We start from the raw sequence: 13,356 nt of genomic DNA on the forward strand, positions 1-13,356 counted from the left end.
CGCGCTGACAGTCATCGTCATCGCGTGCCGCCTGCAGCAGTCGTCGCGGAGTGGCACCTTTCCTTGGGGCTTCGTCATGTCGCTGTGGACGCATCGTGATTTCGTTCGGCTCTGGATAGGCCAGAGTGCATCTCAACTCGCAAGCTTCGCCGCTGAGGTGACGCTGCCGCTGGTCGCGGTCACCTCACTCGGCGCCGCCGCCACACAACTCGGCGTGCTGCGTGCCGTGCAACAACTCCCGATCCTGTTGTTCTCGCTGGTGGTCGGCGTACTGGTCGACCGCTGGCGGTTCCGGACTGTGCTGGTGGCTGCGGATCTGGGGCGTGCGCTGGTGTTCGCCTCGGTACCGCTCGGACTGGGGCTCGGGTTGCCGTTCCTGTATGTCGTGGGTTTCGTGGCTGGGACGTTCACGGTCTGCTTCGACGTGGCATACCAATCCGCGCTGCCGCGTCTCGTCGAGCGCAATCAGCTTGCCCAAGGCAACAGCATGCTCGAGACGACGCGATCCGCCGCACAGATCTCCGGGCCGGCGCTCGGCGGCGGACTCGTGTCGTTGCTGACCGCACCGATCGCGGTCCTCTCCAGCGCCGCGCTCTTCGCGTTCTCCAGTCTGTCCGTCGCCCAGATCCGCAACCGGACAACAACCGGTGTTCCGCGGACAGGTGTATTGCGCCAGATCGGCGAGGGTCTCCGCATCGTGCGCCACGACAAGTCGTTGCGGGCGATCGCGGCCGCGACCTGTGTGTACCAGTTCGGCTTCACCGCACTGACAACGGTCTATCTGCTGTTCCTGAGCCGCACCCTCGACCTGCCGAGCGCGGTCGTCGGCCTGGTGCTGGCGTCGTTCGGCCCCGGCGTACTGATCGGCTCGTTGCTCTCCGCCTGGCTGCCGAGACGCTTCGGCTACGGCCCGGTCGTCGTCTTCGCCGCATTGATCTCGGATCTCGTCATGCTGACCACCTCGACGCTGCACGGCTCCGGACCGATGACGATCGCCGCCCTGATCGTCATCAACATTCTGTACGGCGCCCTCAGCCAGTCCGTCGACGTGGCGGTCACCGCGATCCGCCAACTGGTCACCCCACTCGACGTCCAGGGCCGAGTCGTTGCCACGATCAACTTTCTCGGGTTGGGGCTGACTCCGTTCGGAGCGTTGCTCGGCGGCGCCGCGGCCGGAGGACTGGGAATCCGCGCTGCGTTGCTGATGTCGACTCTGGCGCTGCTTCTCTCCCCGCTCTGCCTGAGCCTGTCCCCGCTGGCTCGGCTACGTCACCTCAGCTGATGAGTCAGCTCGATCCGTAGCGGAGAGGTCACCCATCGCAGTCTGCCTTGGCGCCGGATCACCGGGCACCGGCGTCTCACCGGCGCAGGTGTGATTGGGTGGTCGGCATGACGGGCGCGGAGCACTTGGCGGTGATCGCTGCTGGGCTCGGTGCAGGCATCCTGACCTCGACCGTCGGCGTCGCCTCGCTCCTGAGCTTCCCGGTGCTGATCGCGCTGGGAATCCCGCCCGTGGTCGCCAACGCGTCGAACACTCTCGGGCTGCTGCCTGGCGCCCTCAGCGGCGCGGTCGGGTACCGGCGCGAGTTGCGCGAGGTGCCGCGCCACCAGACGGTTGCCGTCGTAGTGATCTGTGCCGTCGGCGCGATCGGTGGCGCCGCGCTCCTGCTGGCGTTGCCGTCGCAGGTCTTCGCGTCGGCAGCGCCTTGGCTGATCCTCTTCACCTGCCTGATCGTCGGTGTTCAGCCGTGGATCTCCCGGTGGCTGCGCGCCCGGTCCGACCACCCGCATGGGTTGCGGCGATCGATGTCACCGGCAACGACTGTGTTCACCGCGCTGACCGGCGTGTACGGCGGTTACTTCGGCGCCGGCGCCGGCGTCATGATGATGGCCGTCCTCGGCCTCGGGCTCGACCTGGAGCTGCGGATCGTCAACGGTCTCAAGACGCTCGCGCTCCTCGCGGCGAACCTCGTCGCCAGCATCATCTTCATCTTCATCGCCGACCTCGACCTGACCGCGAGCGGCCTGCTCGCGGCCGGCTCCATCGTCGGCGGGTACGTCGGCGCCCACATCGGCCGGCGGCTCCCGGAAACCCTGCTCCGGGTGCTGATCATGCTCGCCGGCGTGGTCGCCGCCGTACTGATGTTGCGCTAGACGTGCTGTGAGATGGCCGCGACCGCGATCAGTAGGCAGATGCCGCCGTTCAGGTACGGGTGGCTGAACAGGATCGCGACGAACTCGCGGATCGTTGCCGTCGGCCAATAGTACGCCGCGGTGGGCGAGCCGATCACCTGGCCGTTGACCTTGGCCTTGCGAGCCGTCATCGCGGCGCGGAACGCGTGGAAGTTGTTCGTCACGATCAGGCAGCGGTACTTCGGCGTCCGCGCGACCATCAGCTCCCGGCTGAACGTCAGGTTCTCCAGCGTGCTGGTCGACCGGTCCTCGCGCAGGATCCGTTCGTCCGGGACACCACGCTCGATCAGGTACGACGCCATCGCATGCGACTCGGAGACGTCCTCGTCGGGACCTTGACCGCCGGACGTGATCATCATCGGCGTACGGCCCCTGCGCAGCGCCCGGTCGTACACCTGCTTGCCGCGATCCAGCCGGCTCGCGAGCAGCGGTGTGACCCGCGACCCGCGCAGGCCGGCGCCGAGCACGATCACGAAGTCGACCTTCCGGGAAGAGCGGACCCGGCTGTAGACGAACGCGTACACGAGGAAGCAGACGAACAGGAACGCGATGTAGGTCAGCACCCCGATCAGCACCGAGCGCAGCGCGGCCAGCGGCTCCCAGCCGATCTTCTGCACTGCCACGCTGAACACGACGAACCCGATGATGCCCAGGCCCGCGAGCAGCGACAGCAGGTTCTTCGGCCGACGGCCCTCCCGGCGCAGCATCGTGATGCCGTTGACGACCAGGAACACCGCGAGTACGGCGATCGCCAGCGGAATGATGCCGAGGATCGCCAGCACGAGCCAGCGGGCCGCGGTGTCGTTGAACGCGTCGACCACGAAGATCATCCCGATCCCCGCGAACATCAGCGTCAGGACCAGAAAGATCCCGTTCTTGAAGAGCCGCCGGTCCCGCAGGAAGCTGACCGCGAACACGACGAACCAGAACGCGGCGATCAGGAAGGCGTACATCGTTGCTATCCAACCACCCCGTGGCGCCCGCGCGGTGCAGGTTCAGGTCGAGTCGCGGCGGACCAGCGTGGTCGGCACGATGACGGCGGCCGGTTGCTCGCCGTTGATGACATCGCCGAGCAGCCGGACCATCTCGGAGCTGATCCGCTCGAACGGCTGCCGCATCGTGGTCAATGCCGGGGTCATCGTCGCGGCAAGGTAGGAATCGTCGAAGCCGCCGACCGCCACGTCGTCCGGCACCCGTCGGCCCTGCGCCGCCAGGGTGGTCAGGGCGCCGGCCGCCATCAGATCGGACGCGACGAAGACCGCGTCGAGATCGGGCCGGCGCTCGAGTAGCTCGGTCATCGCGCGTTGCCCGGCCAGACGCGAGTAGTCGCCGTGGGCAACGAGTGTCTCGTCGTACGCGTCGCCGAGCTCGTCGCGGTATCCCTGCAGCCGCTGCACCCCGCCGGGAGTGTCGAGCGGGCCGGTGATGGTCGCGATGCGCTTCCGGCCGGTGTCGCGCAGGTGCCGGACCATCTCGCGGGCGCCGGAGATGTCGTCGGCGGCGACGTACCCGATCTTGCCCTCGTGCCCCAGCGGGGTCCCGCAGGCGACGGTCGGTACGCCGTTGCGCAGCAGCGAGCCGACCACCGGGTTGCCGGCGTGGGACGAGATCAGCAGTACGCCGTCCACGTGACCGGCTGTGACGTAGTCGGTGACCCGCTGCCGTTCCTCCGGGGTGCCGGCGACCATCAGCAGCAACGGCATGTCGCGTTTGGCCAGCGCGTCGGCGGCGCCGCGCAGCAAGACCGAGAAGTTCGGGTCCTCGAACAGCAGTTGCTGCGGCTCGGTGAGCAGGAACGCGACCGAGTTCGCCCGGCCGGTGACCAGGCTGCGAGCGTGCCGGTTGGCGGCGTACCCGGTGGATTTGATCGCGGCCTGGACGGCGGTCAGCGCCTCCGGCGAGACCCAGTGGCCGCCGTTCAGCACCCGCGAGACCGTGCCGCGGGAGACGCCGGCAACAGCGGCGACGTCCTTGATCGTCGGTCGCCTGCGGCCGCCGTTCTGCTCCACGGATCCGGAGTCTAGCCTCACCTCAACTCTTCACCCCGCCAGCCGCGAGGTCGACCTTCCAGTAGCGCTGCAGGGTGAGGAACAGGACCAGCAGCGGGATGATCGACAGCAGCGACCCGGTCACCACCGAGGTGTAGAGGCTGGGCTGGGACGCACCTTGGTTGAGCAGCCCGGACAGACCCACCGTGATCGGGAACAGGTGATCGTCGCCGAGCATGATGTACGGCAGCAGGAAGTTGTTCCAGATCGCGACGAACTGGAACAGGAACACAGTGACCAGGCCGGGCGCCATCAGCGGTACGGCGATCGACCGGAAGATCAGGTAGTCGCCGGCGCCGTCGGTGCGGGCGGCCTCGACCAGATCGTCGGGGACCGCCGCGGCCGCGTAGATCCGGGCCAGGTAGATGCCGTACGGGCTGATGATGCTCGGCAGCAGCACGGCCCAGTAGGTGTTGGTCAGCCCGATCTTGGCCAGCAGCAGGTACTGCGGGATCGCCAGCACCACGCCCGGCACGAGGACTCCGGCCAGCAGGACGTTGAACGTCGCCTTCTTGCCGGCGAACGAGTACTTCGCCAGCCCGTACCCCGCCGCCGCGGACACCGCCGTCGACAGCACACCGCCGACTCCGGCGTACAAGGCGGTGTTGGCCATCCACCGCCAGAACAGACCGCCGCGGTACGCCGTCAGGTCGGCGATGTTGCCGAACAGGTGCGTCGACGGGCTGAACGTGTTGGTGGAGAACAGCTCGGCCCCGCTCTTGGACGACGCCACGAGGACCCAGGCCACCGGGAGCAGGCAGTACGCCGCGCCGACCAGCAGGATCGCGGTCGCCGCCGGGCTGTGCGTGCCTGCGCGCCGGATCAACGGTTCTCCTGGCTGAAGGCTCGGTTCTGGACCAGCCGCAGGAAGCCGAACGACAGGACGAAGGTCGCCACCGCGAGGATCACCGAGGTCGCCGCCGCCGAGTAGATGTCGTCCCGGGTGAACGCGTCCCGGTAGACCTTCATCAGCGGGGTCCAGGTGCTGGAGATCGTGTTCGTCAGCGGCCGCAAGGTCACCGGCTCGGCGAACACCTGCAGCGTCGCGATGATCGAGAAGACGAACGTCATGATCAGCGACGGCAGTACCACCGGGATCTTGATCCGCCAGGCAATCGCCAACTGCCCGCAGCCGTCGAGCTCGGCGGCCTCGTAGATCTCGGTCGGGATCGCCTTCAGGGCGGTGAAGATCACCACCATGTTGAACCCGACCCCGCCCCAGACGGCAATGTTGGCGACCGCGAAGATCACCGACCCGGATGACAACAGATCGGGCAGGCTCCACCCGAACTGGCCGGCGACATGGTGGAACGGACTCACCGACGGCAGATAGAGGAAGCCCCACAGCAAGGACGAGATGACTGCGGGTACGGCGTACGGAAGGAAGATCGCCAGCCGGGAGAACCGCCGCGCCCGGGCCCGCGGACTGTCCAGCAGCAACGCGAACACCAGCGCCAGCCCAAGCATCATGGGTACGACGATCGCGCCGTACGCCGCGACCCGCAGCACGCTCGCGGCGAAGTCCGGGTCGGTGAGGGCCTTGCTGTAGTTCGACAGGCCGGCCCAGACCTGTTCGCGGGAGCCCTTGCCGAGCCCGAGCCCGCGCACCTTGACGGTGCGCAGGCTCAGGTAGACGGCGTACCCGATCGGCAGCGCGAGGAACGCTGCGAACAGCAGCACCGCCGGAGCGAGGAAGACGTACGGCGCACGAGACTTCTTCACTTGACCGAGAACCCCGAGCTCTTGAGGTTGTCCAGCGTGGTCTTCTGCATCGCCTTCACCGCCGCCGTGAAGCCCGGTTGGGACTTGGCCTGCGCGGCCTTGCCGAACTCGTCGTTGTACGCCGAGTACGCGACGTTGACGTTCGGGCCGAAGGTGAAGCTGCGGGCGGTCTTGGCGATCTCGGCCGCCTTCGGATAGAAGTCCGCCTGGTTCGAGAAGAACGCGGGCGGCGCCGACAGCGCGGCAGCCTGGCCGGGCTGGTCGGCCGGGTACACACCGCTCACCTTGGCGAGCGCGCTAACGGCCTCCGGTGAGGTGTTCATCCAGGCGATGAACTTCGCGGCCTCGGCCGGATGCTTGGACTGCGACGTGACCGAGGTCGCGGAGCCGCCCCAGTTACCGGTGGCGGGCTGGTCCGGAGTCCACTGCGGCATCGGCGCCATGGCCCACTTGCCCTTGGTCGCGGCCGCGTTGCCCTCCAGCACACCGGGCGCCCAGACGGCCGAGAGCCAGCCGACCTGCGTGCCGTTGTTGAGCGCCGCGTTCCACTCCGGCGTGTACATCGGCTTGTTGTCGATCGCGCCGCTCTGCACCAGGCCACCCCAGTAGTCCGCGACCTTCAGCGTTGCCGCGTCGTCGATCGACACCGACCACTTGTCACCGTCGATGCCCCACCAGGACGCACCGGCCTGCTGTGCCAGTCCGGCGAACCAGCCGGGGTCGTTCGCCGAGAACGTCCCGAGGTACTTCTTCGGGTCGGCGGCGTGCAGCTTCTTCGCGACCTCGGCGTACTGGTCCCAGGTGGTCGGGACCTGCAGGCCGTACTGCTTGAAGACGTCGGTGCGGTAGTAGAACATCATCGGCCCGGAGTCCTGCGGTACGCCGTACACCGCGTCGGTGCCGAGCGTGACCGACTTCCACACCGTGTCCGGGAAGTGCCCCGCGATGCTCTGGTCGAGATTCTTCGAGATGTCGGCCAGCGCGTCGGCCGAGACCAGCGTCGGGATCTTCTGGTACTCCGCCTGCATCACGTCCGGGGCGCCGCTGCCGGCCTTGATCGCGGTCAGCAGCTTGGTCACCGCCGGGTCGCCGCCGTCCTGCTTGTTCACGGTCACCTGGATCTCGGGATGCGCGGCGTTCCAGGTCGCCACCACCTTGTCCATGTTCGGCGCCCAGGTCCAGAACGTGAGCTTGACGTTCTGCTGCGCCGTCGACTGCTGGGCCGACGGCTCGTCCGAATTGCCGCTCGAGCACCCCGCCAGCAGCGTCGCGGTGGCCGCGAGCGCGGTCAGCCACAGACTTCTGTGTGGTCGCATCGCGTGTGTCCTCCTCAGGGGAAGCCAGCCGTCGGGGCGGCTGTGCACGTTCACAGTGATGTTCTGTTCCAGGCCTTGTCAACAGCTCGTTTCGTCCTGTTTCCTAGCTGTTGCAGACCGGCGATCGGCTGTGTGCGTGCACAGATTGTGAGGATTCATGGGGTGGCTTTCGGGTGTGTCGGCGATCAGTTACGGCGGCGACTACAACCCCGAGCAGTGGCCGGAGGAGACCTGGCCGGCCGATATCGAGCTGATGCGGCAGGCCGGGGTGAACCTGGTCAGCATCGGGGTGTTCTCGTGGGCGCTGATCGAGCCGCGGCCGGGTGAGTACGACTTCGGCTGGCTGGACCGGCTGTTCGACCTGCTGCACGCCGCGGGCATCCGGATCAGCCTCGGTACGCCGACCGCCTCGCCGCCCGCGTGGTTCTTCCACCAGCACCCCGAGGCCCGTGTGGTGACCCGGGACGGCACCGTCCTCGGCTTCGGTTCACGGGGCATGGCCAGCCCGAGCTCACCGGCGTACCTGGAAGCGAGTACGTCGATCGCCCGCGCCCTCGCACAGCGGTACGGGAACCACCCGGCGCTGGCCGTCTGGCATGTCCACAACGAGTACGGCGCTCCGGTGTCCGAGTGCTACTCCGAGCAGAGCACCATCGCGTTCCGCGCCTGGCTGCAGGACCGCTACGGCTCACTCGACGCGCTCAACGAGGGCTGGGGTACGGCGTTCTGGGGTCAGCGCTACGGCGAATGGGACCACGTGTCCGCGCCCGCGATCGCTGCCAGCGTGGTGAATCCGGCACAGCGCCTGGACTTCGCGCGCTTCACCTCCGACGCGTTGCTGCGGTGCTTCGTCGCCGAACGGGACGCGATCCGGGCGGAGTCGCCGGACATCCCGATCACGACGAACTTCATGGCCGGCACCTGTCCGTCCGTCGACCTGTGGAAGTGGGCCGACGAGGTCGACATCGTTGCCAACGACCACTATCTGGTCGCCGCCGACGCGCGCAGCCATGTCGGTCTGGCGCTGTCGGCCGACCTGACCCGGTCGCTGGCCCGGGGCAAGCCCTGGATCCTGATGGAGCATTCGACCTCCGGCGTGAACTGGCAGCCGCGCAATCTGGCCAAGCGATCCGGCGAACTCGCCCGCAACGCGCTGTCCCACCTCGGCCGGGGTGCCGATGCGGTGATGTTCTTCCAGTGGAAGGCGTCCCGGTCCGGTGCGGAGAAGTTCCACTCGGCGATGCTGCCGCACGCGGGCACGAGCAGCCGGGTCTGGCGAGAGGTGTGCGCCCTGGGTGACGGGCTCGGCCGGCTGGGGGAGGTGCTGGGATCGCAGGTGCGCGCGGACGTCGCCGTGCTGTGGGACTGGGAGTCGTTCTGGGCTCAGGATCTGGAGTGGCGGCCGAGTGCGGATCTGTCCCATCGCGAGCGTGTCGACACGTTCTACGACCGGCTCTGGCGGGACGGGCTGACGGTCGACTTCGCTCACCCTTCGGCGGATCTCTCGGCGTACAAGTTGGTTGTCGCGCCGGCGTCGTACCTGCTGACCGAAGTTGCTGCCGGCAACCTTCGCCGGTACGTCGAGAGCGGTGGCACGCTGGTCGTGTCGTACTTCTCCGCGATTGTGGACGAGTTCGACGCCGTTCATCCCGGCGGTTATGTGGCGCCGTTGCGGGACGTTCTCGGGCTGACGGTCGAGGAGTTCCTCCCGCTGCGCGCGGGGGAGACGGTCCGGCTCACCCTCGACGGTCTCGGTGGCGACGTCTGGGCGGATGATGTCGCGCTCGACGGAGCCGAGGTGGTCGCCGCCTTCGAGGACGGTCCGGGAGCCGGGAAGCCGGCCATCACCCGGCACGCGCTGGGGGCGGGAACGGCCTGGTACGTCGCCACCCGGCTCGGGGTGGACGAGCTGGCCGTCGTACTGCGGAAGGCCTATCAGGACGCTGGGATCACGCCGGCCGACGGGCCGGCCGAGGTCGAGATCATCCGGCGGCACGGGGATCGTGCCGACTATCTGATCGCGGTCAATCACGGCAATCGGCCGGTGGACCTGCCGGCCGGTGGAACCGATCTGCTGACCGGCGAGGCGGGTGACTCGCTGAAGCTCGAACCCGGCGGATCCCGCGTCGTCCGTGTCGCCCGAGGAGGTTAGAGATGATTACCCGAAGAGCAGCACTCGGTGGTGCAGCAGCGATCGCGCTCGGCGGTGCCGGCGCCTTGCCTGCTTCAGCAGCGCGCGACCGGACGATCCGCGGCGGCGATCTGTCCGGCCTGGCCAAGAACGAAGCGTTCGGTGCCAGGTACGCCGACGCGCACGGGCGACCCGGCGATGCCGTCAAAATCCTCGCCAGGGCAGGGATGAACCTGGGCCGGCTGAAGGTCTGGGTGAATCCGGCCGACGGGTTCAACGACAAGGCGCACGTCGTCGCGATGGGGAAGCGGATCAAGGCGGCCGGGATGAAGCTGCTCGTCGACTTCCACTACTCCGACCGATGGACCGACCCGGGACAGCAGGCCGTACCGGCTGCGTGGCACGGCTTCACACCGCCGCAGCTCGCGGATGCGGTGCACGAACATACCTACGACGTACTCCGTGCCTTGAAGGCGGTCGGGGCGACGGCGGACTACGTGCAGGTCGGCAACGAGATCAACCCGGGCATGTTGTGGCCGTGGGGTCAGACCTGGGACGTCGATCCGACGGACGGGGTCGTCGACCCGCAATGGGACAACCTGGCCTCGTTCCTGACCGCGGGCTCTCGGGCGGTCAAGGAGGCCAGCCGTTCCACCAAGACGCTGCTGCATCTGACCAATATCAACAACGGCAGTCTGGCGTGGTGGTTCGACGAGGTCGTGGCGCGGAAGGTGCCGTTCGACCTGATCGGCCTGTCGTACTACGGCTACTGGCACGGCAGCCTCGCGGACCTGCAAGGGGCGATCACCGAGCTGTCCGGCCGGTACGACCGCGACGTACTCGTGGTGGAGACGGCGTATCCGTTCACGCTCGCCGACGACACTCCCGCCTTCGCCAACATCATCAACGACGCCAGTCAGCTGGTCCCCGGGTATCCGGCGACGCCTGCCGGACAGGCAGCCGCGTTCCGGGCGGTGCAGGACGCGGTCGCGTCGGCCGAGAGCGGCCGGGGCATCGGAACGGTGTACTGGGAGCCGGCCTGGACCTCGGTTGCGGGTGCCGGGTGGGACCCCGCGGACCCGGCCTCCGGCAACGCCTGGGAGAACCAGGCGCTGTTCGATTTCTCCGGCCGGCTGCTGCCTGCCGCGCGAAACTTTTCGGCGCGGGCCAGAGGATAAGACTCCCGCCTGACGGTGGGTGGTGATGTGCGAGGCTGACGCCATGAGCGGTGTGACTAACTGGGCCGGCAACGTCAGATTCGCCAGTGCGCTGCAGCGGCCTCGGTCCGTCGAGGAACTGCAGGAGCTGGTCGCGGCGGCGGAGAAGGTGCGGGTGCTCGGTACCGGGCACTCGTTCAACCGGATCGCGGACAGCACCGGCACGTTGGTGAGCGTCGCCGACCTGCCGACGGAGATCGCCGTCGGCGAGCGTGGTGTGACTGTCTCGGCCGGGCTTCGGTACGGCGAGATCACGGCTGCGCTTCAGGCCCAGGGGCTCGCGCTGCACAACCTCGGTTCGCTGCCGCACATCTCGGTGGCGGGCGCCTGCGCGACCGGGACGCACGGGTCGGGGGACGGGAACGGGCCGCTGGCGGATGCGGTCAACGCGATCACGTTCGTCGACGCCCGCGGCGAGCTCGTCACGCTGACCCGTGACGACGAGGACTTCGCCGGGTCGATCGTCTCGCTCGGTGCGCTCGGCGTGGCGGTGAGCATGACGCTCGACGTGCAACCGGCGTACCAGATCAGTCAGGTGGTGTACGACGGGTTGCCGGTGGAGCGCCTCGGGTCGGACTTCGGCGAGGTGATGGGGAGCGCGTACAGCGTCAGCGCCTTCACCGACTGGGTCGACCCGGATGTGATGGTCTGGCGGAAGTCGCGTGACCTCGGCGAGCCGGCGCCGGAGTGGCTGGGTGCTCGTCTCGCGGACGGGCCGCGACACCCGATCAAGGTGATGCCGGCCGACTACGCGACCCAGCAGGGCGGCGTACCGGGTCCGTGGAACGAGCGGCTCCCGCACTTCCGGCTCGAGTTCACGCCGAGCAACGGCGACGAGCTGCAGTCGGAGTACTTCGTGCCGCGGGAGCGCGCGGCCGAGGCGTTCGAGGTATTACGGGCCTTGGGCAACCAGTTTGCGCCGGTGATCCAGGTGTCCGAGGTGCGGACGATCGCGGCCGACGAGCTGTGGTTGAGCCCGAGCCAGGGCCGGGACACGGTCGCGCTGCACTTCACGTGGATCCAGGACGAGGCCGCGGTCCGGCCGGTCGTCGCTGCGATCGAGGAGGGGCTCGCCTCGCTCGACGTACGACCGCACTGGGGCAAGGTCTTCGCTGCCGATGCCGCGACGCTGGCCGAGCGGTACCCGAGGGTGAAGGACTTCATCGAGCTGGCGACGAGGTACGACCCGGCCGGGAAGTTCCGGAACGAGTACCTCGACACGTTCCTGCCTACGAGCTGAGCTCGACCAGCGACAGCGGGAGATCCTCGATCCGGTACGCCGGGGCCGGTGTCCGCAGCAGCGTGCCGCCGACGTGGCGGGCGCTGTTGCTGAGCACGATCCGGCCCTGATCGTTGACGATGGCAACCTTCCGGTGGGTCGCCCGCAGGCACGGCAGGATCGCCTTCTCGAACGTGAAGACCCGGACGTCGGCCCCGGCCACGCCGACGAACCGGTCCCGGACGACGACCGGCACAGTGAACGTCAGCGTGTAGTCGTCGGTGCAGAGGTAGTCGACGTACGGGCCGGTGATGTGCCGACGGCCGGTCCGCTGCGGTACGTCGTACCAGGGCAAGGCCTCGTAGTCGTAGAAGTTCTCCCCGCGCGGGTCGATGTCGACGATCAGGCGCTCGGTGACGCCGTTGCTGAGCATGAACCACTCGAGCCACCACTGGGCGTCGTCCAGTGCGTCGATCGCGGCGACGAAGCCGGCGCCCTGGATCAACCCGGCCGGGGCCTCGAGCGCGGGCTGGACGAGCTCGCGCACGCCGCCGAGGTCCGCACGGCGGACGGCCGGCTGCAGGTCGAAGACGGCCGCGGTCGCCGCGCCGATCTGCTCGGCCAGCCCGAACGCCTCCCCGACCACGGACTCGACCAGCTCGAGCACCGTCTCGAGACCGGCGTCGAGGGTCAAAGACTCTGTGCTCATGTGTCCTCCAACGCCAGTCTGAGGTCGATCAGGCGTGCCGTCGAGTCGGCCACGCGTTCCTCCGCGGCGGTGCGGGCCGCGTCGCCGTCGGTGCGGTCGATCGCCGCGACCACCTCGCGGCAGCTCTCCACCGTCCGGCGGTGGCTCTCGTCATCGCCGAACGCGAGCCAGAGCAACGTGCCGACCTCCGCCTGCAGGCTCACTTCGGCCCGGTAGAGCCGGGTTGACTGCGCGGTCGCGGCGACCTCGATGTGGAACTGCGCGTCCGCGCGCCGGCGTCCACCCAGACCCTCGGCGTTCTCCAGGCTGTCGCAGACCGCCGTGAGCCGTCGTACGTCGTCAGGCGTCGCGCGCTCGGCCGCGAGCCGGGCCGCCGTCCCCGCGATCGCGCTGTAGTGGTCGCCGAGATCCCGTAGTTGCGCGAGGCTCAGCTCGGCCAACCGATCGCGGACGATCGCAGTCGACATCTCCTGGTGGGCGCGGACGAAACTGCCGCCGCCGCGACCCCGGCGGGTATCGATCAGGCCGCGCTGCCGCAACGACGACAGGGCTTCCCGGATCGTGGTGGTGGAGACGCCGAAGATGCCGGCCAGGTCGGTCTCGCCCGGCAGTTGCCCGGAGTCGGGGACGAGGCCGAGCGCGATCGCGTCGGTCAGCCGGCGGGCCACCAGTTCCGATCGGCTCAGCGACTCCAGCGGTGCGAACACCGCCGCCGCGCCACTGCCGTAGAACCGCAGCGCCATCCGATCCCACCCACCCTCACGACACGACTTCGAAACAGGTCGCGGACATTCTCGTCGA

12 protein-coding genes are annotated in these 13,356 nt (G+C 68.5%); 5 read left to right on the forward strand and 7 right to left on the reverse strand.

Features of this window, described 5'->3' with window-relative positions:
- Positions 1–76 precede the first annotated feature (76 nt).
- The gene (locus ACQPYH_RS10285) at positions 77–1,282 is read left to right on the forward strand and encodes an MFS transporter (RefSeq protein ID WP_432889444.1); all 1,206 of its coding nucleotides are present in this window, start codon (positions 77–79) and stop codon (positions 1,280–1,282) included.
- Between the two features lie 107 nt (positions 1,283–1,389).
- Positions 1,390–2,154, forward strand: a complete 765-nt coding sequence (locus ACQPYH_RS10290) for a sulfite exporter TauE/SafE family protein (RefSeq protein WP_432889446.1) — start codon at positions 1,390–1,392, stop codon at positions 2,152–2,154.
- Here the strand turns inward: ACQPYH_RS10290 and ACQPYH_RS10295 are convergent.
- From ACQPYH_RS10295 to ACQPYH_RS10315, 5 genes are read right to left on the reverse strand one after another with little or no spacing between them, the layout of a single operon-like run.
- The gene (locus ACQPYH_RS10295; protein ID WP_432889448.1) at positions 2,151–3,146 is read right to left on the reverse strand and encodes an ElyC/SanA/YdcF family protein; all 996 of its coding nucleotides are present in this window, start codon (positions 3,144–3,146) and stop codon (positions 2,151–2,153) included. The two genes, ACQPYH_RS10290 and ACQPYH_RS10295, sit on opposite strands and share 4 nt — an antisense overlap.
- A 42-nt stretch (positions 3,147–3,188) precedes the next feature.
- The gene (locus tag ACQPYH_RS10300; RefSeq protein ID WP_432889450.1) at positions 3,189–4,202 is read right to left on the reverse strand and encodes a LacI family DNA-binding transcriptional regulator; all 1,014 of its coding nucleotides are present in this window, start codon (positions 4,200–4,202) and stop codon (positions 3,189–3,191) included.
- 22 nt (positions 4,203–4,224) lie between these two features.
- Complete coding sequence (locus tag ACQPYH_RS10305; RefSeq protein ID WP_432889452.1) at positions 4,225–5,067, reverse strand: carbohydrate ABC transporter permease; 843 nt, start codon at positions 5,065–5,067, stop codon at positions 4,225–4,227.
- Complete coding sequence (locus ACQPYH_RS10310) at positions 5,064–5,963, reverse strand: carbohydrate ABC transporter permease (RefSeq protein WP_432889454.1); 900 nt, start codon at positions 5,961–5,963, stop codon at positions 5,064–5,066. Before ACQPYH_RS10310 ends, ACQPYH_RS10305 begins: the two co-directional genes overlap by 4 nt.
- Complete coding sequence (locus ACQPYH_RS10315; RefSeq protein ID WP_432889456.1) at positions 5,960–7,279, reverse strand: ABC transporter substrate-binding protein; 1,320 nt, start codon at positions 7,277–7,279, stop codon at positions 5,960–5,962. The genes ACQPYH_RS10310 and ACQPYH_RS10315 overlap by 4 nt, the downstream gene beginning before the upstream one ends.
- Before the next feature lie 157 nt (positions 7,280–7,436).
- Between ACQPYH_RS10315 and ACQPYH_RS10320 the strand changes: the two genes are divergently transcribed.
- Genes ACQPYH_RS10320 through ACQPYH_RS10330 form a run of 3 tightly spaced genes read left to right on the forward strand, consistent with a single transcriptional unit; the run spans position 7,437 to position 11,867 of the window.
- The gene (locus tag ACQPYH_RS10320; RefSeq protein ID WP_432889458.1) at positions 7,437–9,431 is read left to right on the forward strand and encodes a beta-galactosidase; all 1,995 of its coding nucleotides are present in this window, start codon (positions 7,437–7,439) and stop codon (positions 9,429–9,431) included.
- Between the two features lie 2 nt (positions 9,432–9,433).
- Positions 9,434–10,588 (forward strand): glycoside hydrolase family 53 protein, encoded by a 1,155-nt coding sequence (locus ACQPYH_RS10325; protein ID WP_432889460.1) that lies wholly within the window; start codon positions 9,434–9,436, stop codon positions 10,586–10,588.
- A 43-nt stretch (positions 10,589–10,631) separates the two neighbouring features.
- Positions 10,632–11,867 carry a D-arabinono-1,4-lactone oxidase gene (locus ACQPYH_RS10330; protein ID WP_432889462.1) on the forward strand — a complete coding sequence of 412 codons (1,236 nt, stop codon included), beginning with the start codon at positions 10,632–10,634 and terminating at the stop codon, positions 11,865–11,867.
- Here the strand turns inward: ACQPYH_RS10330 and ACQPYH_RS10335 are convergent.
- The gene (locus tag ACQPYH_RS10335; protein ID WP_432889464.1) at positions 11,857–12,555 is read right to left on the reverse strand and encodes a cache domain-containing protein; all 699 of its coding nucleotides are present in this window, start codon (positions 12,553–12,555) and stop codon (positions 11,857–11,859) included. The genes ACQPYH_RS10330 and ACQPYH_RS10335 overlap by 11 nt on opposite strands.
- Entirely contained in the window at positions 12,552–13,298 is a 747-nt protein-coding gene (locus tag ACQPYH_RS10340) for a FadR/GntR family transcriptional regulator (RefSeq protein ID WP_432889466.1), read from the reverse strand. Before ACQPYH_RS10340 ends, ACQPYH_RS10335 begins: the two co-directional genes overlap by 4 nt.
- Between the last annotated feature and the right edge of the window lie 58 nt (positions 13,299–13,356).

The organism is Kribbella sp. CA-245084, assembly GCF_050942355.1.
GTDB lineage: Bacteria > Actinomycetota > Actinomycetes > Propionibacteriales > Kribbellaceae > Kribbella.

What these genes read in the sequence shown, in the direction of transcription:
- ACQPYH_RS10330 (WP_432889462.1), top strand. Translation starts at nt 10,632, where the DNA reads ATGAGCGGTGTGACTAACTGGGCCGGCAACGTCAGATTCGCCAGTGCG.
- ACQPYH_RS10320 (WP_432889458.1), top strand. Translation starts at nt 7,437, where the DNA reads ATGGGGTGGCTTTCGGGTGTGTCGGCGATCAGTTACGGCGGCGACTAC.
- ACQPYH_RS10290 (WP_432889446.1), top strand. Translation starts at nt 1,390, where the DNA reads ATGACGGGCGCGGAGCACTTGGCGGTGATCGCTGCTGGGCTCGGTGCA.
- ACQPYH_RS10335 (WP_432889464.1), bottom strand. Translation starts at nt 12,555, where the DNA reads ATGAGCACAGAGTCTTTGACCCTCGACGCCGGTCTCGAGACGGTGCTC.
- ACQPYH_RS10285 (WP_432889444.1), top strand. Translation starts at nt 77, where the DNA reads ATGTCGCTGTGGACGCATCGTGATTTCGTTCGGCTCTGGATAGGCCAG.
- ACQPYH_RS10315 (WP_432889456.1), bottom strand. Translation starts at nt 7,279, where the DNA reads ATGCGACCACACAGAAGTCTGTGGCTGACCGCGCTCGCGGCCACCGCG.
- ACQPYH_RS10340 (WP_432889466.1), bottom strand. Translation starts at nt 13,298, where the DNA reads ATGGCGCTGCGGTTCTACGGCAGTGGCGCGGCGGCGGTGTTCGCACCG.
- ACQPYH_RS10325 (WP_432889460.1), top strand. Translation starts at nt 9,434, where the DNA reads ATGATTACCCGAAGAGCAGCACTCGGTGGTGCAGCAGCGATCGCGCTC.
- ACQPYH_RS10295 (WP_432889448.1), bottom strand. Translation starts at nt 3,146, where the DNA reads ATGTACGCCTTCCTGATCGCCGCGTTCTGGTTCGTCGTGTTCGCGGTC.